We start from the raw sequence: 23,021 nt of genomic DNA on the forward strand, positions 1-23,021 counted from the left end.
AGTCGTACTTTTTCGTGTTCAAGTCCCGCTATTTTTTCTAGCGAGATCGCCGATAGATCGTAGGACACTAAGATCTGGTTTTTTTCTTGTAAGGCATTCCAAGTGTTCGTGAGTAACTGTTTTGGGTCTTCTTCATCGGACGAATCAAAAAAGTCAAAACGATGGCGAGTGAAATTTTCTCGTCCATACTTTTTTAAAGCCTCTGGATCTCCTACCCATTTTTGTCCGAGGGGTTTGTCTACTGGATCCCCTTTTTCAGTAGACCACTCCACCTCTTCAAAAGTGAGGCGTTTGTCGCTCCCATCTCCTTCTTCCCCTTTTCCTCGCCCATATAAGGCGGTTTTAGGATAAGAGACAACGGTCCTGTGAATGCTTTGAAGGTCTTTGGAAATGCTGAGTGTCTTTCCTGTATCTGCTCCACGTCTTGGCAAGATATCTATATATCTATCTGTTATTTGATTATCTGAGATAACAATACGGTCTTTAACCTCACCGCCCCATGTACTCAGAATTTTATTGATCGCAGAAAGAACCGATTCAAAATAGAAATCAGCATCATTTAATCCTAGTTCAGCCACTTCACCTACTTGCCATCTAGTAGACTGTAACGCTTCAGAAAGGGCATCCTCCATCGTTTGATCTTGAGCGTTACTCTCTTCAAGCACCTCGTCTTCTAATTCATCCATCCATGCCGCCTTACAAAAGACTTCCTTATACAACACATCATCATGGACTTCCTCTAATTCTTTAATGACAAACAATCGAAGTTCGCCATCTTCGTCCTTAAAAGCAACAAAGTTCTCTTCTTTGATGAATTGACTATCCGGATGATTAGCTGGTACCCAAAACTCAAAGAAGTTATCTTTATTTAGTTGTTCGGTGTGGGACGCTTCTTTATACTCTTTTAAGATGGTTTGTAGTTCTTCATTTTGATTAAATAGATATAACAAAAAACCACCTCCTTTATAACCATCTAGGTGTCCAAATTAGTTTAGAATTCGTTGATGGACTAATCGTTATTTCTTGGGACCCTGGACTTAACATAAAAAAGTCACTATTTGACCAATCTAATGTAGCCATAGATACATTCTCATTTATGATTATTTTCCCTGTAGCAAAATCAACTTCTAAAAAGTCATTTGGAGAAAAATCTCGAATAATTCTGACAAATTGTCCTGTATCAGATCGGGTAATGACAAATTCATCTGATTGAGTTTCAAATCTTACTTCTAATTTCGGATATGTTCCGTAAGTTCCTTGAACATTTACTACCGTTTCTTCTTCTAATTCAATAGAAGTTTCTTGTCCATACTTAAAAGGGTCGGAACATAAAAATGAGACTGTTCCTTGTCCTATGAAAACAGTCTCATCTATGTCAGAATCTCCTTCTAAAATTCCATAATACGTCTTATCAGGTTCGTCTGAAAATATGATGGGAACTTCTTTATCAGTAATTAAAATTGAATTTAAAGTATCAACTTTATCCCTTAAATCCTCCAGAAAATCAGCGATTACAACGAAAGAAACGGATAACGTTCTTTCTGTTAACTGTCTTCTTTGAAAGAACGATCCATCTTTTCCTGGTATAGACTGACTGATGATTGTTTGAGATAAAGGACCTCTTCCATTGATGTCAGTTACTTGTATTAAGTCAGTTAAATCATATCCATTGAATGTTATCATTTTAAAAAGACCCCTTCGTTCGAATTCTTAAACGCTCGAGTTCTTCAGATGTGTAACGAACCGTCCTTCTTGCAAGTTCTCTACCATCTAATGGGATGGAAAGGTTAAATTCATACACACCACCACCGCCACTAGAACCATTTCCAGGCATCTCATTCGCAATCGCCTGTGCAAAAGGATTCATTCGGTGACCACTTAAAGGAACAACCGCTTCAGCACCCGCTTCACCGACACCAATAATACTTGCTCCATTGAAAACACCACCGTCTTTATGCCAACCTACTGACACTTTAGGAATACTAGGCGGTGTCAGGCTAAACTTACCAGTAATTTCAAATTTAGGTAAAGAAGGCAACTTAGGTTTAGGTATATCTAGTTTCATTCCTGTAAAGAAACCGATGATATTATCTACAATTTCTTTTACTTTATCCTTTGCTTCACCGAACTTGCCTGTGATAGACTCTACGATGTTACCTACAATTTCTTTTACTTTATCCTTTGCATCATTGAACTTATCTTTAAGAGTACTCACGATCTTATCTATAATTTCTTTTACTTTATCCTTTGCCTGACTGATCTTGTCTGTGATACTACTCCATATTGCTAGAGCCTTTTCCTTAATCGTGTCCCAGTTCTGCCAAAGGAGTATCCCGATAGCGATTAGCGATGCGATTACGGTTATGGCAATCCCTATAGGATTTGTTGTTAAAAACTTAAAAGCTACCCCTAGTGCCGTTACAGCAGCGGTTAAACCTGGTAATAAAACCTTAAGATTTCCTTTAGAATCTATAAGCGTTTTAAGGTGATCATCTAGCCCTAGAACCGTATCCATCATGTTTTTAATTTCATCTGCTGAATTAAATATACTAGGGACTAGACCATTGTCCATGGTGTCAGACGCTTCATCGGTAGTACCTTTAACATTTTCCATACCCTCCGCAAACTCACGTAATATCTCCGTGCCCTGCATAAGTACAGCGTTAGCACCTATAACAGCTCCCGTAGTAAGGGTAAGTCCACCAGCAAAACTACTTAATGTCTCCGTGCTTTCCATAAGTACAGTGTTAACACCTACTGTAGCTTCCGTAGTCATGTTAAGCATATCCGCAAAATTAATTAATGTCTCTGTACCTTGCATAAGTACAGTGTTAACACCTACCATTGCTTCGGTACTAAAAATAAGCCCTAACGCTAATTCACGTTGAGCATTTGTCATACCATAAGTAGCTTCCTCTAACAGTGTCAATATTTCCATCATGTTAAGCATAATACCTTCAGCATTAACCAAAGCAATATTTATATCCCCAATAGCAAGCGCTGCTTCAGTTGCACTATTGGTTAAGCCTTGTAACATGGCCGTAAACGTTGTACCCGCGACCGTGCCTTCTAGGCCTGAAGTAATGAATAGACCCAAAATAGCGGTTGTCTCAGCTAAGGATAGTCCGGCAATCGAAGACGACTCGCTCACACACCTCAAAGCTTCACAAAGCTCCAGCACATTAATGCCAGCGTTATTTTGTGCAAAGGCAAGCATGTCTGTTACTTGACTTGCTTGTTCAGCCGTTAAATTAAACATATCTAGCGTCTGGGTAACGAGATCAATTGTCGTAGCTAGATCCATTGCGCTCTGACTAGCTAAATCTACAATTGATCCAATTCCAGCTAAAACCTCGTGAGTCTCCCAACCAGCCTGTGCTAATTTTTCCATCGCTGCAGCAGCTTCAGTCATACTAAACACCGTTGTACTACCTAAAAGCAAAGCTTCATCACGTAAAGACTGCATGCTATCCTTGGCTTCGTTACTAGAGTTGACTAGTTTGTCACTCAAAGCAGTTTCTACTCTACTCATGCTCTCATCAAAAATTTTTGCAACTTGCTCAACATTGCCACCTAACTCTTTCAGTGGGTTGGTAACGTTGGTGTCTATGCTCTTTCCTATATTTTTAAACACATCACTAATTGCAGTAATTTTATTAGCTGCTTTTGCTACTGCCGATGTCGCCTGTTTCATTCCCTTTTCAACATCTTTAGTGTCTGCTGTTACTTTAATGCTAATAGATTGATTAGCCATTGTCCCACCTCCCCTCTCTCTACATTAATAATTTGTTTTCTAACTCTTTCATTACCTCGTCACGTTCAGCTATCGTAACGCGCTTACGCACTTTCTTTTCATCCCCAAAACTAAGAATGTCCGCCAGTTTAGGCACTCTTTTAACATGTGGGGCAATCAAGTACTGTATATAATGGGCTTTTCTGCGCTCTCTATGTTTAAATCCTTCATACATCAAGTGGTATTCTCGTGGGGTTAGCTTAAAAAATTCGTCTGGTATTAATTCTAGGAACCCATAAGCTGTTGTTTCGACCTCATCCCAATCAATACCACCTGAATTTACTTTTTTTTATCATCATCTATGTCTTGATCGACATCGTTCACATCATTTGCGTTTTTTATAATGGTTGAATTTTGGAATCCTTCTTGTATGGCTTCCGCTAAATCATTTAAAGAAATTTCTTCATTTTCAATCGCGCTATCAACCATCATGGCTACATCTTCAACGCTCTTTTTTCTGAACTTTTTCTCTCGTCTCAAGCACGCCCAAATAAAGACCGTCAACGTTTCCAAGTTATTCATGTCTTTATCTTGAAACACTTTAAACACACCTTGTTTATAGTGTTGTTCAATCGCCAACAGTGATAAATACGTAAATTTAAGTTCATACTGATTTCCATTCAATGTTAAATGCATTCCATTGTCCCCCTTTTTATAAATAAAAAAGGCGGTTTTTTTAAACCGCCTCAATGCTTCATTCAACTGTAGTTCATACTTCTTCTAATGCACCTGATCCTTGAAATTCGATGGCATAAGTTGCTTCTCCCTCAAATCCACTTTCTAGGTCTCGGCTTGTTAGTAGCGCTAACCCTTCTAGAACTGATGTACCTTCTTCTTGAACACGCAACTTAACTTTCTCTTTATTACGCATTGCGTTTACTAGAGTTGTATATCCCTCATCATTTTTAATATATACACCATCACCACTTACAGTCCATTCACCAAAACCGTACTCAAACTCTTTAAATCCACCACTCATTTTATGAGTTGTTTCAATCGGTTCATTCGTTTCACTGAAGGTAGCGTTACGCTGCCCACCTACACAGATGAACTCACCTTCCTCTTCAGAATTTTTCACCATAATTAGAATATCTACGCCTTTTACTGCCATCTAAACCATCTCCTTAAATTTTATTAAAAATAGACACCATAGCATCTAAATACATACGGTGACTTTGAATAGCGTCATTCTCATCGTCGATATCACTTGTTTTGTTTGTCACATCAACTTGAAAATAAACGCTAGAATTACCATGCATAGGTACTTTCTTTTGTTGTAAATTTGTTTTAACTTCTTCTAGTAACTCAAGTAAACGAATATGTGTATCTGCGTATATACCAATCTGAAACGAAAATATGTTTTCTTCATACTCGTTCAGTTTGTCCATTCTCCGTACCGTGTGTTCAACGTTTTCAACTGTACAAAATGGTGTATTTTTCGGTAAGCTAACGCCTTTGTACACCCAAACTACGTTACCTTTAAGATCCGCGATATTATCACCAATAAAATGAATCATGCTTAACTGAACATCTTGTAGGGACATAGCCAATTCCTCACTTCCTTACCAAGCGTTCAACAGTATCTTGAACATGAGACACAAGTAATGATTCCTGTTTTTCTACATTGTCATTTTTGAGCTCTGATGTACGTGATGCGATCGCCTTGTTTACTACAGGCGAAATCGTACTAGATAACTTGTTTAAATGTGAAGTTACGTCAGCAACGCCTTCTACTTGTATTTGTAATCCCATTTACACTGCCACCCTTCTAGCTATGCAATCATAACGGTTAACCTCACCTAACCCTTTTGGTAACACACTAAAAAGACGATAAAGAATGCCCTTATGCTCTACTGTTTTCACATTAGTCAAATCAACATCCGCATTAAATACGATGTTAATGTCGCCTTCTTGTATCGCTAACCCTCCAACAAGCAAACGTTCCCCTCCTACAGTTCCGGTAAACCCGTTAACAATAGCGTTTACTTCTTCGGGCACAACTTCGGTAATAGGCTCTTTAGTGTATTCATCTTCGCCTATCACTTTTTCCTTTAATAGTGTGATTGTTGTTGAACGAGATTGCATAAGCTCCTCACGATTGCTACTAATAAATTCCAAGTCAGTTTTGCTAATCATGTGTATCAAGCCTTTCTTCTTCTAACTCTTTTAGGAAAAGAGACATCATCCTGCTACATGTTCCTTTATTCTCATATAGGAATCGTAAAACTCGTTTGCAATGGCTCGGTACTGTTCGGCTATCAACGTTTTATCTACGCTTTCCTCACCGTCTTCGTACTTAAAATAGTGCGACACTCTTAATGAGATATCTCGTGAGCCTAAACTCTGCGCTAACATCAATATTAAAGGTCTCTCTTTTTCCTCGATCTCAACCTCCACCTCGGCACCATGTATAGCAAGCGCATCCTCTAACCACATTTCGCAATCTTCTTCAAACACATTTGGTACATCCTTAAATTTTTGTTGTAAACGTGTTAACATCGGGAGCCCCCTTTTTAAGTCTACGTTGCCTACTTCCTTGAACAGCCATCACTCTTCCCACCCTTCTTGTCGTCTTTTTCAAACAACGTGAATTTTATTGAAGCAAGTTTAAATGATACTCAACACTTGTTCATATATAAGGTCCTCTACAACAAGCGAAAGTAAGACAAGTGGGCTAATTTTTTTAATTTGTATTTAATTAACTGAGTACGACCACATTTGAAACACTGTATTTGATGGGCTTATTTCATATAAAAAAACACCTCATCCCAAAGGACGAAGCGTAATCTACTGTTTTAGTTAGTCTGCTAGTATGAGGGTAACATTGGATCGGTTCAGATCAATGCCCTTCAATGCTTTCTTTAGCTAGGACAGTTCAAATTTGAGTGGTGTTCTTTTTTCCAAGTTTTGTTTTCATGATGTGAATTATGCTCCTCCTCACTTAAACTCCATATGATTTTTCTCTTCCTTATAATAATCCAGCCTGTCTTGCAGGGTACCTGTATGGAATTCAAACTTATGACCATCTAGGTCAGTGAAGTAAATAGACTTTTTATCTCTCTCATCTCTTTCACGACCTGAAAGGATGTTTACATTTAGTTCCTCTAATTTCTCGTACATCTTATCAAAGTCTTGCTCGTCGATTGAGAAGGCACATGCGTATAAGAATCCTTTATTTCGTTTCTAGGAATCTCTTTTTCTACGTTAAGCGCCAGCCACATTCCATTTAGGTCGAAGTAAGCAGTGCTTCTCCCCTTAACTAACAGCTTTGCATCAAATACATTTTGATAAAACTCAATCGATTGTTCTAGGTCTGATACGGAAAACAGAAAATGGTTTAAACCTTTAATATCCACAATCAACCACCTCGTTCTTTATGAATCTAGTCAATGCACTACTTTTTTCATCACTCCGCCGGCTCCAATAACCCCATCGTCAAGCACATTTCAATCGATAACTTTTTCACCCCAGTTGTAAAACGAATTTCAATGCCTTCATCTACAAATCCTCGGATTTCGCCTTGCCCAAATACACGGTGCTTAACCGCTCGTCCTACTTCTAGCTCCGAGACTTTTGACAATGCATGAGGATTATGAAGAACTTCAGCTGAACCCATCGATTGTTTTTGTTCATTCGCTTCCTCTGGTGGGTTAATCATGTGATTCACATTAACGAGAAATGGAGAGGGCTTTGTGGCCTTGTCGCTTCGTTTACGGTAGGACAACAGTTCTAAATGCTGTTCCGCCCGCGTCATTCCCACATAAAATAAACGCGCTGCTTCCTCCATTGGCTCCTTGTTGCCCTCATCACTTTCCTTTTGATCACTTTTAGAAGGAATCACGTCGGCAATTAAATCCATCATATACACCTTTTTAAACTCTAGACCTTTGGAGCTGTGCAAGGTTGATAGGGTAACAGCCTGATGATCCTTATTAAACTTTGATGTTTTTAACATGGACGCTAAATGTTTGAGACGAGTAGCAAAGGCTGTCATCGTCTTTTCTTTGCGCGCAATTTCCTCAAGCGTCATCAAAATGTCCTTTAAATGCTCCATGGAAAAACCTAAGCGCTGACTCATCTTATCAATCGCTTTATCATATCCCGCACGTTCTCGGATCAAGCGGATCACACGATATGGCTCGGTTTCTTTCATTTGATCAAACGTTTGTTTTAATTGTTTCACCTGCTTTGATTGGTACTCTTTTAAAGAGACACGGTTCAAAAGCTTATCAAAAATCGACTCGTCACCTGCAACATTTTTCAACTCAATCATCTGTTGCTTCGTAATGTAGCCACTGCATTTCATATAAATTCGTTCGAATATATCAACACGAGCATCATTAAAGGTCAAACGCATAAAGTTCAGTACATCCTCCACAATCCAGTGCGAGAAAAAACGATTATCCGAATCCTTCATATAAAAAGGAATGCCCGCGCGTTCTAATTCATTGATCAATAAAATGGAGGAACTATTTGTGCGATACAAAACGGCTGCTTCTTTATAATTTACAAACTTGGCAAGCTCTTGGGCCAAGTATCTGGACTGATCCTCATAATCAGGAAATACTTTGATCCTAACTTTTTCGCCCTCTTCATTTTCAGTAAACATATTTTTATCGTAACGATTTTTATTCCGTTTGATGAATCGGTTCGCTACATCTACAATGGCTTTTGATGAACGATAATTTTGTTCCATCATCAAGATGCGAGCTTTTGGATAAATCTTTTTAAAGTCAAGCAAATACTGCGGTTCAGCCGCTCGCCACGTGTAGATTGACTGATCATCATCCGCCACCACGCAAAGGTTCCCATGCTGTTGTACCAATTTCTCGATAATCGCGTGTTGGACAAGGGATGTATCTTGGCTTTCATCTGTTAATACGTAATCATATTTTTGTTGGTATTTTCGAAGTAGGGTTCGATTTTCACTAAACGCATCGTTTGCCATCGTCAGCATGTCATCGTAATCAAGCAAAAGACGTTGTGGATTTGTTCGTTTTAGCGCCTCATATTCCTGAAAAATAGCCTCCGCATGCGGAACTTGACAAGGCACCGTTGACCACTTTTTTCTCGGGATGAGTTTGTTTTTAATAAAACTTATGTAACTTGATAGCTCTTCAAGCTGATCATCCGTTATGTTCTCCCCATTATGCTGTTGAAAAAGCTTCCGAAGCATGAGTTTCTTATTTGCAAATGACGGATCAAATGATGGAGCTGACTCCTCTTTAAAATCAACTTCGCCTTCAATTAATTGATACTCCATCCCTTGCTGATAAAAATGCTCACGCACAACAGCAAAAGCTAGACTATGAATCGTCGAAAAATCAACAGAAGGCAGCTCGGGGAAAAAGCGGACAAACCGTTCCTTCATATCCATAGCAGACGCTTTACTAAACGTCACGCCTTTTATGCGATTTGGATCCACCCCTTTTTCCTCGATCAGATACCCGATTCGCATAATAATCGTCGTCGTTTTGCCTGATCCAGGTGACGCCAACAACAGCAATGCCCCCTCTGTCTGTAGCACCGCACGCTTCTGCACCTCATTTAATGAAACTTGTAACTCTTGATGTTTACGGAGAAAGAAATCCTCTTTTACAATCATCCGACGAACTCCCGACCTTGATAGATTTGATACGTTTGATTGTATCATTTTGTTGGGGTGGTTGGGGTGAATGGCGAGATTTGGAGTCTTTCGAATGCTATAAAGCGAGCGTGGTTTGGCTGCTACGCCGTCCACCGATTCTTTTTCCTGTTTGTTGCTAGAGCAAAGGGAGTTAGGAGCTGGATATCGTTCGTGTCAACGATAGCGGAACGAAGTGAGTATAAGGAATGGACATAATTGGAACACTCGATCCCTCTTGATTTAACACTTAGCTCCGCTTGAATTGGGCGTATTCTTTTGGGCAAAACGATAAAAAGCACCCCGAAGGATGCTACGCCTAATCAATTACAAATATTAGGTTGGTTACTAGTATCACATTTATTCCCTTTGAAATTGTTGGCATCTTGATCGTTGATGTCGAAAAAAGTAATACCATCACCGTTACCGAAAGCACGATTAACGAAAACATTATTTTCGTTAGAATCTGCGCTTAAGGAAATACCATCCTCCACATTTTCCTCAACGGTATTCCCTATAATCATGTTTTCATCTGATCTAACCTCTAGGGTAATACCATCCACCCCATTTCCCTTAACGGTATTCCCTTTAACCATGTTGCTAGTTGAATCCTGAAATTCCCCTAATAAGCGAATACCATGTTCCATATTCCTCTCAACTATATTCCCTGTGATAAGGTTACTATTTGAATCGACTAAAGCAATACCAATACCAGTAAGAGGAGGAAGATCACTACCATTCTCAAAAACGACATTTCCTTTAATCAGGTTTTTAACTGCATTTCCTAAGTGAATACCATCAAAAGTACTACCATTAACAGTATTCCCTATAATCTTGTTGCTAGTTGCTTGTTTTAACTCCATACCATCATCAAAGTTTTGAATTCTAAAATTTTTTACCAGCACGTCAGACCTGTCAGAAAGATCCATACCTAAACCTGCTCCTCCTCCATCTAGTACAGGCTTCTCTTTCCCAACCCCAATCAACTTAATATTATCCGTATTAATCTCGACGTTTTCTTCATAAGGAGTACCATCTTCTTTTGGTTTTACTAAGATAATATCTCCTTCTACCGCTGCATCAACTGCATCTTGAATCTCAGGAAATTCATCCGGTACCATAAGCGTTTTTTGGTTAAAGAAAACGATCCCTACCACGATGACGATACCGATGAAGAATACTCCAACAAACGTGAGAAGTAGAGCTGTTATTGAAAATTTATCTTTGGACGTTTTCAATCCTTCACCTCCCTAGAAAGAACGGTGTTTTTAATGACACTTTTCATCTTTCAAACACTTGTGTACAAACCTCGCAATAAGAGTGAGTGTAATTATCGCGAAAATAATCCCGATAATAAGGACGATAATCGCAGGGATGACAACCACGGCAAACCATATTTCCCCGAAACCTAATACGAGCAATGCGATGGCGATAATAATGGCGTTCGATAGTGCCAACCAACAAAGGGAGGTGCCAACTCCTTTACATGCACAACAAGCTTTTTCATCTTTAATTGTCATCATTTTTCACCTCATTTTGTATTTTTAATCTAACTCACCATACTACCTTATGACGGATGACACCTAATTATGTTCTTAATAGGATCCACTAAAAAAAGGATCTGACAGGAATGCTCCTCAAAAATAAAAAGCACCCCGAAGGATGCTACGAGTAATTAATCACAAATTTCACCTGGAAAACTTTGACTACATTTATTCCTTTTGAAATTGTTATTGGCACCCGGTCCGGTCCTTTAGGTTGCTATAACCTCCCGGTGAATGCCGAGAGGTTATTATGGATTAGGGTGTTCAGTTTTTAACACTTGAGATGAGAAACTTCTTGTAATTGTAATACTTTTAGAGTAAGGTCAACGACGATTTTTTCGCGTAGTCGATCAAACGTTCCATCCTTCTCTACAGGACGTGGGGAAACATCAACTTCGAAGCAATCTGCAGAGACTAATTCGCAAAATGGTTGCTCATTATAAACAACACTATTTTCAAAAGAGTATTTATCTTGGCGCGGAGACATCCCGTCTTTCGGATTAATAAATCGACTAACGTAGTCTGAAGATTTCTCTAGAATGATTGGAGTGAAAAAATCAGTCACTCCTAGACCTACAAAACCAGAAAATGCAACATCAGCAATTTTATCACGAAGAGCTCCCTCACCTTTATTTGTAGCATATTCAATATTTTTCCGAATAAATCCTTCTACAAATAATTTTGCTTTCATTACTTGGCTCTCCGTGTCAAATTCAGGTACAACTTTACATTGCGTTAGGAATATATCTTTTCTTACTCGCTTAATTTCAGTTGCTGGTGGCTCAAGTTCAATCGTTGCTTCTGTAACGATTTGCATTTTGGGTTCTGCTACTACAACTGGAACTTTTATCAACTTTACTTTAACCTCTTTTTCACATGTACTGTCATCGATGGTATTGTTTTCATCGAAGGTATTGTTTTCATCAGCAGGTTCATCCGCTTGGATATTAGTGCCCGCATTATCAAACACACAGTTGGAACGGACACAGTTGTCCGTTGTGAGGGCTTGTAATAAGATGCCATCCCTCTCGTTTTCTTTAACGATGTTGTTGTCGATAAGGTTTTCTGATGTTCCCTGATCGTCTGACTCTAACCGTATCCCGTCTCCTCGATTCCCTTTCACGTGATTGTTGACAACATTGTTTCTAGGGTCATTGCCTTCTATTTCAATCCCTGTACCATTATCACAAATGTGATTCCCATAAATAACGTTATCGTTGCCATCTACTTTGAAACCCTCTCCCGCGTTTCCACAAACGTCATTTTCAAATGCTAACGCCCGATTCTCCTCAAGTTCAATACCAGAGCTATTCTTTATGGCTTGATTACACAGAAGCATGCTAAAATCTCCGACTTCAAACCCATCACTTCCATTACCCTGGGCCAGACATTTAAAATATAACGTATGGTCTGCAAATACACTAAAGAAACCATCAGATCTGTTTTCAAAAGCCTGACATTCGATGAAATAGTTGTTATTACTGTTAGTATCAAACCCCTCGCTATTACCGCTCGCAAAACACTTCAACACTAAATTGCGTTCACCAACATTAATATCGATTCCATCATTCTCATTATCCTTAGCCTCAACTTGACGAATGATATTAGCGTTAGAGCGAATATCTATGCCCTCTACACTAAACTTCTGTACCGTGAGGCATTCAACGGTCGTTTGGTCAGACCCCGGCGGAATCTCTATCCCATCAGCCGTTGTCGAAACACTACCGTCAATAATCGTCTTTCCCATTCCTGCACCAATAATCCTTAAGCGCGGAATAGGTGTTTGAGTATTTGTATTTTCAACCCTAAACCCCGCAAACGTCCCAGTTTCAATTCTAATCGTGTCACAAGCTTTAGCGCCATTAATCGCGTCTTGGATAGATTCACCGGGCTGCACTGTAAAAACCGTCATTGTTTTTACCCCCTATTTTTTTTCTCCATTTATACCTTATGACACCAAAATGAAAAAATAACTGATCTCATCAACCATTTGGTCGGCTTTGTCAACATCAAGGTTTCCAACCAAAATAACCTGAGTCCTTTACAAGCTAGAACTCAGGCTGCTTTAAATATGCTTTTTTTATTTGTCTACTTGACAGGGGTCACTACAGAATGCCACGAGTGATCAATTACATATACCGGAAGGGTCACTCATATCACATTTGTTCCCTTTGAAAGTGTTTAGAGGAGGTGTGATATTTAGATCGTTAATATCGAAAGTAAGAACCCCATCTCCATTACCGAACGCACGATTAAAGAACACATCATTGTCGTTTGAACCTGCATCTAATAAAATACCATTATCCTCATTTTCATTAAAAGTATTCCCTTTAATCATGTTGCTATCTGAAAGGTTTATGGACATACCATTATCCTCATTTTCATTAAAAGTATTCCCTTTAATCATGTTGCTATCTGAAAGGTTTATGGACATACCATTATCCTCATTTTCATTAAAAGTATTCCCTTTAATCATGTTGGTATCTGAAAGGTTTATGAAAATACCATTATTATCATTCTCATTAACGTTATTCCCTTTAATCATGTTGCTCTCGGAACTGTTTATGAACATACCAGAAGCAGTATTCTCATTAACGTTATTTCTTTTAATCATGTTGCTCTTTGAAGTGCTCAAGCGAATACCAGAAGAATCATTCTCATTAACGTTATTTCCTTTAATCATGTTGCTCTCTGAAAGGCTTAAGAACATACCATTATCATTCCCAATAACGCTATTCCCTTTAATTATGTTTCTCTCTGAAATGTTTAAGCGAATACCAGAAGAAACATTCTCATTAACGTTATTTTCTTTAATTATGTTGTTATCTGAATTTAATAATATCCCATTAAAACTAAAGTTTTGAATAATAAAATTCTGCACCAGCCCGCCAGTATTATTAATAGTTATACCATTGCCCGGTTCATTCGTTCCATCTAGTACGGGTTTCTCTTTCCCTATTCCTATTAGCTTGATATTATTTTTAGCAATGACTAGATTTTCCTCATAAGGGCCACCACTGGCTTTTACTAATATAATATCTCCAGGATCAGCGTCATCGACTGCATCTTGAATGGAACCACCATCAACCACGATTGTTTTTTCGTTAAAGAACAAGATACCTCCCACGATGACGACACCGATGAAGAGTACCCCAATAAACGTGAGAAGTAGAACTGTTACTGAAAATTTGTCTTTGGACGTTTTCAATCCCTCACCTCCATACACTGTTTTCTAAACGTTGTTTCAGTAGTGATGCTTTTTATCTTTCAAACAGTGGAAGACAAACTTAACAATAAGAAAGAGGGTAATGACTGCAAAAATAATCCCTATAATCAGGACGATAATTGCTGGGATAACAACCACGAGGTCCCATATTTCTCCGAAACCTAATACCAACAATGCTGTTGCAATAATAATGGCGTTCGATAAGGCAGCCCACCAAAGCGCCGTGCCAACTCCTTTACATGCACAACACGCTTTTTCTTCTTTAACGGTTATCGTTTTCTACCTCATTTTTTATTTTTACTGACATCTAGTTCACCTTTTACCTTATGAGGGACGACATCTAATTATGTTCTTGATAGGACCCGGTAAAAAGTGATCTAATAGGAATTCTCCTCAAATTAAAAAAGCACCCCGAAGGATGCTAAGAATAATTAATCACAAATTTCACCTGGAACACTTAGACCACATTTATTCCCTTTGAAATTGTTGAGAGGAGATGTGACATTTAGATCTTCGATATCTAAATTACCATTACCGAACGCACGATTTCCGAAAACATCATTGTCGTTAGTATCATCCTCTAAGAGAATACCATCAAAATCATTATTATTAGCGTTATTTCCTGTAAACATGTTGCCATCTGAATCTGCTACGTGAAAGCCATTAAAATCATTATCAAAACCATTATCATTAGCGATATTTCCTTTAAAAAAGTTGCCATCTGAACCGGCTAAGGAAATACCATCCTCATCATTATCATTAGAGGTGTTTCCTTTAAACATGTTGCCAGATGAATTGCTTAAGAAAATACCCGCTTGTGCATTATGAAAAGAGGTATTCTTTTTAAACATGTTGTCATTTGAACTTTCTAATAAAATACCATCAAGATTATCATTAACGTTATTTCCTTTAAACATGTTGTCAGATGAATTTTCTAAGGAAATACCCTCAACATCATGATCATTAACGGTATTCTTTTTAAACATGTTGCCATTTGAACCTTCTACTAAAATACCAGCAGCATTATTATTAACGTTATTTCCTTTAAACATGTTGCCATTGGAATTCTCTAAAAGAATCCCAAGATTAGAAAAGTCTCGAACAATAAAATTTTTCACCACCACGCCGGAAATATCAATAAGGGTTATACCATCAGGTCCCTGCGTCTCTCCATCTATCACAGGTTTCTCTTTCCCAACCCCAATCAACTTAATATTATCCGTATTAATCTCGACGTTTTCTTCATAAGGAGTACCATCTTCTTTTGGTTTTACTAAGATAATATCTCCTTCTACCGCTGCATCAACTGCATCTTGAATCTCAGGAAATTCAACCGACGGCACCATGAGTACTTTTTCGTTAAAGAAAAGGATCCCTGCCACTATGACGACACCGATCAAGAGTACCCCGACAAACGTGAGTAGTATAGCCGGCACTAAACACTTGTTTTTAGAAGTTTTCAATCCTTCACCTCCTACAATCGCGAAAGAACGGTGTGTTCAGTGACACTTTTCATCTTTCAAGCATTTAAAGACAAACTTAGCAATAAGAAAGAGGGTAATGACTGCAAAAATAATCCCTATAATCAGGACGATAATTGCTGGGATCACAACCACGAGGTCCCATATTTCTCCGAAACCTAATACCAACAATGCTATTGCAATAATAATGGCGTTCGATAAGGCAGCCCAACAAAGAGCCGTGCCAACTCCTTTACATGCACAACAATCTTTTTCATCGATCACAGTTTTCCACCTCTTTTTTTATTTTTACTGATCATCTAACAATGATATCTCCTGTATTGGCTTCATCGACTGCCTGTTGATCGTGGCAAAATCATCAGGCACGACGATTGTTTTTTCGTTCAAGAGTATGACCCCAAACACGATGAGGACACCTAAGAAGAACCCCCCAACAAAAAAGTAAGCAGTATAGCCGCCACCAAACCCTTGTTTTTTGACGTTTTCCACTCTTCACCACCCTACAATTGAGAAGGAACGGTGTTTCAGTGACACTTGTCATCTTTCAAGCATTTGAAGACAAACTTAAAAATAAGAAAGTGGGTAATGACTGCAAAAATAATCCCTATAATCAGGACGATAATTGCTGGGATAACAACCACGAGGTCCCATATTTCTCCGAAACCTAGTACGAGCAATGCTGTTGCAATAATAATGGCATTCGATAAGGCAGCCCAACAAAGCGCCGTACCCACTCCTTTACATGCGCAACAATCTTTCTCTTCTTTAATTGTCATCGTTTTTCACCTCATTTTGTATTTTTAATCTGACTCACCTTACTACCTTATGACGGACGACACCTAATTATGTTCTGCTTTGGGACCATGTAGATTGATAGACGATAATATATCGAAAACTTCTTGTTCTCACATCTATCTATGTCATTTTTGTCCCAGTTTCTCTAATACGTGAATGTATTTCCCATTCAAACATCCATTCGCTTCTGTTTTCAATTAATCATTCCTCTTCAAAATTAAATGCTTGATAGGATCAGCTAAAAAAAGGGACCCTACCGCATCTTTATCAAGCTAAGATAGGGTAATAAAAAGGAAAAAGCACCCCGAAGGATGCTACGTCTGATCAATTACAAATATTAGGTTGGTTACTAGTATCACATTTATTACCTTTGAAATTGTTGGCATCAAGATCTCTGATATCTAAACCATTACCGAACGCACGATTAAAGAACACATCATTTTCGTTAGAAGCAGCATTTAAGGAAATGCCATCGACACCATTATCATTAACGGTATTTCCTTTAATTATGTTCCTAGACGATTGGAATAATTGTATACCATCGGCCTCACTATTATTAACGGTATTCCCTTTCATCATGTTACTAGCTGAATTAGATAAGTTAATACCATTCAAAAAATTACCATTAACGGTATTCCCTTTCATCATGTTGCTTTCTGAATTGGATAAGTCAATACCATTACTATTATTATCATTAACAATATTTCCTTTCATAATGTTGTCATTTGAACTGATTAATTCAATACCATGTTCCCCATCACCATTCCCATTCCCATTAACGATATTCCCTTTCATCATGTTGCTACCTGAACCGTTTAAGAAAATACCATCATTCTCATTATCCTGAACGGTATTTCCTTTCATCATGTTTTTATTTGAATTGCCTAATACAATACCACCACCAACAAGAACACCACCACCATTCTCCTTAACGATATTCTCTTTGATTATGACGTTGTCTGAATTGGATAAGAAAAAACCTTCCTCATTAAATTTTTGAATAATAAAATTCTGCACCAACACGCCAGACCTGTCAGTAAGATCTATACCTCTACCAGTACTTAGTATAAAATCTCCTTCTAATACAGGCTTCTCTTTCCCTATCCCAATCAGCTTGATATTATCTTCATCGATGACGACGTTTTCCTCATAAGGAGTACCATCTTCTTTTGTTTTTACTAAGATAATATCTCCTGGCTTGGCATCAGTGACTGCAGCTGAAATTGTAGGAAATTCATCCGGCACTACGAGTGTTTTTTCGTTAAAGATAAGGATCCCTGCCACGATGATGATACCGATGAAGAGTATCCCAACAAACGTGAGAAGTAGAGCCGGTACTGAACCTTTGTCTTTGGACGTTTTCAATCCCTCACCTCCTACAATCGAGAAAGCACGGTGTTTTCAGCAGTGATGCTTTTTATCTTTCAAACATTTGAAGACAAACTTAGCAATAAGAACATGTGTAATCACTGCAAAAATAATCCCTATAATAAGAACGATAATTGCGGGGATGACAACCACGGCAAACCATATTTCTCCAAATCCTAATACGATCAATGCTGTGGCGATAATAATGGCGTTCGATAGTGCCAACCAACAAAGGGCAGTGCCTACGCCTTTACATGCACAACAATCCTTTTCTTCTTGAATGGTCATGGCTTTTCAGCTCCTTTTTATCCGTCATTTATACCTTATGCCACCAGGATGAAAAAAATAGCTGGTTTCAATAACGATTTTAGAAGGAATCAGGATTCGATGGACTTTCCTTACAGAGCATATGCCGTTTCAAGGTTTCCACCTTCCTTCACCAAATATTTATCTACTAATGTTCGGTTCGACCTGCGGCGATCCTATCCGCCTAAAACAAAAAAAACACCCGCGAAGGGTGCTAAGAGTGATCAATTACAAATAACAGCTGGAAAACTAGTGCCACATTTATTCCCTTTGAAAGTGTTGAGAGGAGGTGTGATATTTAGATCATTGATATCGAAAGAAAGAACCCCATCACCATTACCGAATGCACGATTAACGAAAACATCATTGTCGTTAGAATCAACAGATAAGAAAATACCATTATCATCATTATTATTAGCGGTATTCCTTTTAATCACGTTTTTGTTAGAAGATAACCGTAAACTTATACCTTCACCCCCATTACCCTTAACGTTATTCCCTTTAATCATGTTGTTATTTGAATTTGCTAAGTCTATACCATCATCATTCCTATTAATGGTATTTCCTTTAACCATGTTACCATCTGAACTGCTTAAGAAAATACCATCAAAATTATCATTAATGGTATTCCCTTTAATCATGTTACCACCTGAACCACCGCTTAAAAGAACACCATCACTATCATTCCCATTAGAGGTATTCCCTTTAATCATGTTACCATCTGAACTGCTTAAAAAAACACCTTCAGCTCCATTCCCATTAAAGGTATTCCCTTTAATCATGATGCTAGATGAACTAGATAATTGAATACCTTCATCCCCATTATCATTAATATTATTCCCTTTAATCATAATGCGGTCTGAACTGTCTAAGAATATACCCTCATCATCAAAATTTCGAATAATAAAATTCTTCACTAGCACACCAGAAGTGTTAGTAAGAGTTATACCACCACCTCCCACCACAGTGTCTCCATCTAGTACAGGCTTCTCTTTGCCTATCCCAATCAGCTTGATATCCTCTGTAATAATAGTAACGTTTTCCTCATAAGGAGTCCCATCTTCTTTTGTTTTTACTAAGATGATATCTCCTGGATCGGCAGCAGTGACTGCAGCTGAAATCGTAGGAAATTCATCAGGCACTAAGAGTGTTTTTTCGTTAAAGAAAAGGATCCCTGCTACGATGACGACACCTAAGAAGAATACCCCAACAAACGTGAGTAGTAGAGCTATCGCTGAAAATTTGTCTTTGGACGTTTTCAATCCCTCACCTCCCTACAATCGAGAAAGCACGGTGTTTTCAGCAGTGATGCTTTTTATCTTTCAAACATTTGAAGACAAACTTAGCAATAAGAACGTGTGTAATCACTGCAAAAATAATCCCTATAATAAGAACGATAATCGCAGGGATAACAACCACAGCAAACCATATTTCTCCGAAACCTAATACGATCAATGCTGTAGCGATAATAATGGCGTTCGATAAGGCAGCCCAACACAGCGCCGTACCTACTCCTTTACATGCACAACAAGCTTTTTCTTCTTCAATTGTCACAGTCTTTCACCCCATTTTTTATTTTCAGTCTAATTCACCTTTTACCATATGACTGACGACACCTAATTATGATCTTGATAGGACTCGCTAAAAAGGATCAAACAGGAATTTCCCTAAAACTAAAAAGCACCCCGAAGGATGCTACATCTACTTAATTACAAATATTAGGTTGGTTACTAGAATCACATTTATTCCCTTTGAAATTGTTATTGGAATCGCCATCAAAGATATCGAAAGTCTCGTTATCGAACGCACGATTAAAGAAAACATCATTGTTGTTAGCATTAACATTCAAAAAAATACCATTATCTCCATTATCATTAACGGTATTCCCTTTAATCTTGTTACTAGACGATTGGAATAAATCTATACCATTATCCCCATTATCATTCACTTTATTTCCTTTGATTAGGTTGATATTTGAATCATTTAAGTCCATACCATCATCACCATTATAAATAACGTTATTCCCTTTAATCATGTTGGTAGATGAGTTGCTTAATGCAATACCATCAAAAGTATTATCAATCACTTTATTCCCTTTTATCATGTTGCTATTTGAAGTGGATAAGAAAATACCATCAGAACCATTGTCATTAACCATATTCCCTTTAATCATGTTGCTAGCTGAATTGTTTAAGTCCATACCATCAAGACCATTCTCATTAATGGTATTCCCTTTAATCATGTTGCTAGCTGAATTGTCTAATAAAAAACCCTCACCATCATTCTCATTAACGGTATTCTCTTTAATCATGTTGCTATTTGAATTGATTAAGAAAATACCATCGCTCGCAAAGTTTTGAACAATAAAATTCTGCACCAGCACGCCAGAAGTGGTATCAATCGTTATACCATCAGCTCCCACCACAGTATCTCCATCTAGTACAGGTTTCGTTTTCCCTATCCCAATCAGCTTGATGTTTTTTTTATCAATGATGACGTTTTCCTCATAAGGAGTACCATCTTCTTTTGTTTTTACTAAGATAATATCTCCTGGATCGGCAGCAGTGACTGCAGCTGAAATCGAAGGAAATTCATCCGACGGCACCATGAGTGTTTTTTCGTTAAAGAACACGATCCCTCCCACGATGACGATACCTAAGAAAATCACCCCAACAAACGTGAGAAGGATAGCCATCACTAAACCCTTGTTTTTTGAACTTTTCAATCCTTCACCTCCCTATAATCGAGAAGGAACGGTGTTCAACAGTGATCTTTCAAACATTTGAAATCTAGTTCACTTGTACCATATGAGGGAAGACATCTAATTATGATCTTGATAGGACTCGCTAAAAAGGATCAAACAGGAATTTCCCTCAAACTAAAAAGCATCACGAAGGATGCTAATTCTGATCAATTTAAAACAGTTTATCGAAAACCGTAAGAAAACACCTCCGAAAGTGATTTATATTGTCCCACTAATTTAGTTAGTCCACCATACCACCTGTGCATCTTTTACCGAACTAATCCTCTTTACGATCCGTTATCAACATATATCCTGGTGCATGGGTAATCATTATTGATGGTTTTACCTGCAAACCAACATACTGAGGAGTTACACCACAAGCCCAAAAAACCGGAACCATTTCCTCTGTTGAAAAGGGTGTAAACTCACCATAATCCGGCATCGATAGATCGTTAATTCCAATTTTACTAGGGTCACCAATATGTACTGGTCCACCATGAGCATGTGGGAATTTTTCCGTAATCGCAATGACTTGTTCAACGAGGTCCTTTTTGATCGCCCTCATACTAACAACCATGGAGCCATGAAACCGTCCTGCATTTCTACATTTGATATTCGTCTGATACATCGGAACTACTTTATTCATTTCTTGATGTAAAAGGCTAATTCCAGCTTCATTTAATGCTTTCTCAAAAGTAAAACTGCAACCGAGAAGAAACGTAACAAAATCATCACGCCAATAAGCCTTAATGTCTAAGACCTCATCAACAAGCTCACCATTCTTATAAATACGATATTTTGGAATATCCGTGCGTATATCTGCATCCGCAATAGATGGACTTCCTTCTCCCTGCTCGATCACATCGACAATCGGACAAGGAATTGGATTTCTATGACAAAACAGAAGAAATTCAAATGCGTATTCTGCTGGAAGTATAATCATATTCGCCTGAAGATATCCATCACAAAGGCCTGAGGTACTTATTACATCCTTATTTTCGCGAAAACGCAGCCGCATCTCTTTTGGTGATAATAACTTAGACATTTATTCCACTCCTAAACTATGGGTTCATTATATAATAGGAAGCAAGTTGATTTCAGGGGGGTATGTACGAGTCATTAATAGAAACTCCAAATACATTATATTTAATGCTGAATTTTCTGTCAATAAGTTCTGACAACATTACCTTAAAAGAACAAAAATAGAGTCACCCCTTTCCAAAAGGTTGGGTTCATCGAATCTTTTTTCCTTTGTGCTGGGAAAAGGCAGTCGAGAGATGAATATCGTTCGTATCAATGGGAGCGGAACGCAGTGAACATAAGGAATGGACAAAATTGATGCACTCGATTCCCTCTTGATTCAACACTTAACTCCGCTTGAAGTGGGAGTATCGGAGAAAACCGATAAAAAAAGCACCCCGAAGGATGCTACCGTCTGATCAATTACAAATATTAGGTTGGTTACTAGTATCACATTTATTCCCTTTGAAATTGTTGGTACCGAGATTTTCGATATCGAAAAAAGGTAAAACTCCATTACCGAACGCACGATTAACAAACACATCATTTTCGTTAGAAACAGCATTTAAGAAAATACCATCTTCACCATTACCATTAATGGTATTCCCTATAATCTTGTTACTAGATGAATTGTTTGTGAGAAGGATACCATCAGTAGTATTATTATTAGCGGTATTCCCTGTAATCGTGTTTTTATTTGAATTGTCTAAGTTTATACCCTCATTAACATTCATTAGTGGTATTGTTTTTAATGAGGTTGCTATCTGAATCATCTAATTCTATACCTTCCTCCCCATTTCCATTAACGGTATTCCCTTTAATTATGTTTTTATTTGAATTGCCTAAGTCTATACCCTCATTAACATTACCATTAGTGGTATTCTCTTTAATTAGATTTCCATCTGAATTTTCTAATTCTATCCCCTCATCCCCATTTCCATTAACGATATTCCCTTTAATCATGTTGCTATTTGAATTGTTTAAGAAAATACCATCGCTCGCAAAGTTTTGAACAATAAAATTCTGCACCCGCACGCCAGAAGTGGTATCAATCGTTATCCCATCAACTCCCACCACAGTATCTCCATCTAGTACAGGTTTCGTTTTCCCTATCCCAATCAG

The 23,021-nt window shown here is 38.1% G+C and carries 27 protein-coding genes and 1 pseudogene; all 28 read right to left on the minus strand.

Going from position 1 to position 23,021, the window contains the following annotated elements; all coding sequences use genetic code 11:
• Positions 1-950: phage tail spike protein (locus AB1471_RS15755; protein WP_367780723.1), on the minus strand; the 950-nt coding region annotated here is incomplete at its 3' end.
• A 13-nt stretch (positions 951-963) separates the two neighbouring features.
• Entirely contained in the window at positions 964-1,683 is a 720-nt protein-coding gene (locus AB1471_RS15760) for a distal tail protein Dit (protein WP_367780724.1), read from the minus strand.
• Between the two features lies 1 nt (position 1,684).
• The gene (locus AB1471_RS15765) at positions 1,685-3,754 is read right to left on the minus strand and encodes a phage tail tape measure protein (RefSeq protein WP_367780725.1); all 2,070 of its coding nucleotides are present in this window, start codon (positions 3,752-3,754) and stop codon (positions 1,685-1,687) included.
• 19 nt (positions 3,755-3,773) lie between these two features.
• Positions 3,774-4,061, minus strand: a complete 288-nt coding sequence (locus tag AB1471_RS15770; protein WP_367780749.1) for a phage tail assembly chaperone — start codon at positions 4,059-4,061, stop codon at positions 3,774-3,776.
• An 11-nt stretch (positions 4,062-4,072) separates the two neighbouring features.
• Positions 4,073-4,429 (minus strand): hypothetical protein, encoded by a 357-nt coding sequence (locus tag AB1471_RS15775; protein WP_367780726.1) that lies wholly within the window; start codon positions 4,427-4,429, stop codon positions 4,073-4,075.
• 73 nt (positions 4,430-4,502) lie between these two features.
• Complete coding sequence (locus AB1471_RS15780; protein ID WP_367780727.1) at positions 4,503-4,904, minus strand: phage tail tube protein; 402 nt, start codon at positions 4,902-4,904, stop codon at positions 4,503-4,505.
• A 13-nt stretch (positions 4,905-4,917) separates the two neighbouring features.
• Entirely contained in the window at positions 4,918-5,343 is a 426-nt protein-coding gene (locus AB1471_RS15785; RefSeq protein WP_367780728.1) for a hypothetical protein, read from the minus strand.
• Positions 5,344-5,347: 4 nt separating this feature from the next.
• Positions 5,348-5,545, minus strand: a complete 198-nt coding sequence (locus AB1471_RS15790) for a hypothetical protein (RefSeq protein WP_367780729.1) — start codon at positions 5,543-5,545, stop codon at positions 5,348-5,350.
• Positions 5,546-5,929, minus strand: a complete 384-nt coding sequence (locus AB1471_RS15795) for a hypothetical protein (RefSeq protein ID WP_367780730.1) — start codon at positions 5,927-5,929, stop codon at positions 5,546-5,548.
• Between the two features lie 45 nt (positions 5,930-5,974).
• Complete coding sequence (locus AB1471_RS15800; protein WP_367780731.1) at positions 5,975-6,292, minus strand: hypothetical protein; 318 nt, start codon at positions 6,290-6,292, stop codon at positions 5,975-5,977.
• Between the two features lie 438 nt (positions 6,293-6,730).
• Positions 6,731-7,149: pseudogene (gene fosM / locus AB1471_RS15805) on the minus strand (FosM family fosfomycin resistance protein).
• 50 nt (positions 7,150-7,199) lie between these two features.
• A complete protein-coding gene (locus AB1471_RS15810; RefSeq protein WP_367780732.1) occupies positions 7,200-9,398 on the minus strand; it encodes an ATP-dependent helicase in 2,199 nt (732 codons plus the stop codon).
• Between the two features lie 341 nt (positions 9,399-9,739).
• Entirely contained in the window at positions 9,740-10,654 is a 915-nt protein-coding gene (locus tag AB1471_RS15815; protein WP_367780733.1) for a right-handed parallel beta-helix repeat-containing protein, read from the minus strand.
• A gap of 30 nt (positions 10,655-10,684) precedes the next feature.
• The gene (locus tag AB1471_RS15820; RefSeq protein WP_367780734.1) at positions 10,685-10,939 is read right to left on the minus strand and encodes a hypothetical protein; all 255 of its coding nucleotides are present in this window, start codon (positions 10,937-10,939) and stop codon (positions 10,685-10,687) included.
• Between the two features lie 292 nt (positions 10,940-11,231).
• The gene (locus AB1471_RS15825; RefSeq protein ID WP_367780735.1) at positions 11,232-12,872 is read right to left on the minus strand and encodes a right-handed parallel beta-helix repeat-containing protein; all 1,641 of its coding nucleotides are present in this window, start codon (positions 12,870-12,872) and stop codon (positions 11,232-11,234) included.
• A 213-nt stretch (positions 12,873-13,085) separates the two neighbouring features.
• Positions 13,086-14,168 carry a right-handed parallel beta-helix repeat-containing protein gene (locus AB1471_RS15830; protein WP_367780736.1) on the minus strand — a complete coding sequence of 361 codons (1,083 nt, stop codon included), beginning with the start codon at positions 14,166-14,168 and terminating at the stop codon, positions 13,086-13,088.
• A gap of 449 nt (positions 14,169-14,617) precedes the next feature.
• Entirely contained in the window at positions 14,618-15,649 is a 1,032-nt protein-coding gene (locus tag AB1471_RS15835) for a right-handed parallel beta-helix repeat-containing protein (RefSeq protein ID WP_367780737.1), read from the minus strand.
• 36 nt (positions 15,650-15,685) lie between these two features.
• Positions 15,686-15,931, minus strand: coding sequence for a hypothetical protein (locus AB1471_RS15840; protein ID WP_367780738.1), 246 nt, complete (start codon positions 15,929-15,931; stop codon positions 15,686-15,688).
• 24 nt (positions 15,932-15,955) lie between these two features.
• Entirely contained in the window at positions 15,956-16,156 is a 201-nt protein-coding gene (locus AB1471_RS15845) for a hypothetical protein (RefSeq protein ID WP_367780739.1), read from the minus strand.
• A gap of 35 nt (positions 16,157-16,191) precedes the next feature.
• The gene (locus AB1471_RS15850) at positions 16,192-16,443 is read right to left on the minus strand and encodes a hypothetical protein (protein ID WP_367780740.1); all 252 of its coding nucleotides are present in this window, start codon (positions 16,441-16,443) and stop codon (positions 16,192-16,194) included.
• Between the two features lie 343 nt (positions 16,444-16,786).
• On the minus strand, positions 16,787-17,827 hold the full coding sequence (locus AB1471_RS15855) for a right-handed parallel beta-helix repeat-containing protein (RefSeq protein ID WP_367780741.1): 1,041 nt from the start codon (positions 17,825-17,827) through the stop codon (positions 16,787-16,789).
• 36 nt (positions 17,828-17,863) lie between these two features.
• Positions 17,864-18,118, minus strand: coding sequence for a hypothetical protein (locus AB1471_RS15860; protein WP_367780742.1), 255 nt, complete (start codon positions 18,116-18,118; stop codon positions 17,864-17,866).
• A gap of 242 nt (positions 18,119-18,360) precedes the next feature.
• Positions 18,361-19,398: a right-handed parallel beta-helix repeat-containing protein gene (locus tag AB1471_RS15865; RefSeq protein ID WP_367780743.1), complete on the minus strand. Its 1,038-nt coding sequence runs from the start codon at positions 19,396-19,398 to the stop codon at positions 18,361-18,363.
• A gap of 37 nt (positions 19,399-19,435) precedes the next feature.
• Complete coding sequence (locus AB1471_RS15870; RefSeq protein ID WP_367780744.1) at positions 19,436-19,690, minus strand: hypothetical protein; 255 nt, start codon at positions 19,688-19,690, stop codon at positions 19,436-19,438.
• A gap of 151 nt (positions 19,691-19,841) precedes the next feature.
• Positions 19,842-20,861, minus strand: coding sequence for a right-handed parallel beta-helix repeat-containing protein (locus tag AB1471_RS15875; protein WP_367780745.1), 1,020 nt, complete (start codon positions 20,859-20,861; stop codon positions 19,842-19,844).
• 295 nt (positions 20,862-21,156) lie between these two features.
• On the minus strand, positions 21,157-21,924 hold the full coding sequence (locus AB1471_RS15880; protein WP_367780746.1) for a putative hydro-lyase: 768 nt from the start codon (positions 21,922-21,924) through the stop codon (positions 21,157-21,159).
• 394 nt (positions 21,925-22,318) lie between these two features.
• Positions 22,319-22,633 carry a NosD domain-containing protein gene (locus AB1471_RS15885; protein WP_367780747.1) on the minus strand — a complete coding sequence of 105 codons (315 nt, stop codon included), beginning with the start codon at positions 22,631-22,633 and terminating at the stop codon, positions 22,319-22,321.
• On the minus strand, positions 22,623-23,021 hold a 399-nt coding region (locus tag AB1471_RS15890), incomplete at its 5' end, for a NosD domain-containing protein (RefSeq protein WP_367780748.1). The genes AB1471_RS15885 and AB1471_RS15890, both read right to left, overlap by 11 nt.

The sequence above is a fragment of the Jeotgalibacillus marinus genome (genome assembly GCF_040801915.1).
In the GTDB taxonomy this organism is placed as follows: domain Bacteria; phylum Bacillota; class Bacilli; order Bacillales; family Jeotgalibacillaceae; genus Jeotgalibacillus; species Jeotgalibacillus marinus.

Bases quoted from the DNA above. Each gene is read 5' to 3' on its own strand.
- AB1471_RS15800 (WP_367780731.1), bottom strand. From the start codon at position 6,292: ATGTTAACACGTTTACAACAAAAATTTAAGGATGTACCAAATGTGTTT.
- AB1471_RS15810 (WP_367780732.1), bottom strand. From the start codon at position 9,398: ATGATTGTAAAAGAGGATTTCTTTCTCCGTAAACATCAAGAGTTACAA.
- AB1471_RS15860 (WP_367780742.1), bottom strand. From the start codon at position 18,118: ATGACCATTCAAGAAGAAAAGGATTGTTGTGCATGTAAAGGCGTAGGC.
- AB1471_RS15850 (WP_367780740.1), bottom strand. From the start codon at position 16,443: ATGACAATTAAAGAAGAGAAAGATTGTTGCGCATGTAAAGGAGTGGGT.
- AB1471_RS15880 (WP_367780746.1), bottom strand. From the start codon at position 21,924: ATGTCTAAGTTATTATCACCAAAAGAGATGCGGCTGCGTTTTCGCGAA.
- AB1471_RS15775 (WP_367780726.1), bottom strand. From the start codon at position 4,429: ATGCATTTAACATTGAATGGAAATCAGTATGAACTTAAATTTACGTAT.
- AB1471_RS15885 (WP_367780747.1), bottom strand. From the start codon at position 22,633: ATGAATGTTAATGAGGGTATAAACTTAGACAATTCAAATAAAAACACG.
- AB1471_RS15795 (WP_367780730.1), bottom strand. From the start codon at position 5,929: ATGATTAGCAAAACTGACTTGGAATTTATTAGTAGCAATCGTGAGGAG.
- AB1471_RS15760 (WP_367780724.1), bottom strand. From the start codon at position 1,683: ATGATAACATTCAATGGATATGATTTAACTGACTTAATACAAGTAACT.
- AB1471_RS15790 (WP_367780729.1), bottom strand. From the start codon at position 5,545: ATGGGATTACAAATACAAGTAGAAGGCGTTGCTGACGTAACTTCACAT.
- AB1471_RS15825 (WP_367780735.1), bottom strand. From the start codon at position 12,872: ATGACGGTTTTTACAGTGCAGCCCGGTGAATCTATCCAAGACGCGATT.
- AB1471_RS15820 (WP_367780734.1), bottom strand. From the start codon at position 10,939: ATGATGACAATTAAAGATGAAAAAGCTTGTTGTGCATGTAAAGGAGTT.
- AB1471_RS15765 (WP_367780725.1), bottom strand. From the start codon at position 3,754: ATGGCTAATCAATCTATTAGCATTAAAGTAACAGCAGACACTAAAGAT.
- AB1471_RS15780 (WP_367780727.1), bottom strand. From the start codon at position 4,904: ATGGCAGTAAAAGGCGTAGATATTCTAATTATGGTGAAAAATTCTGAA.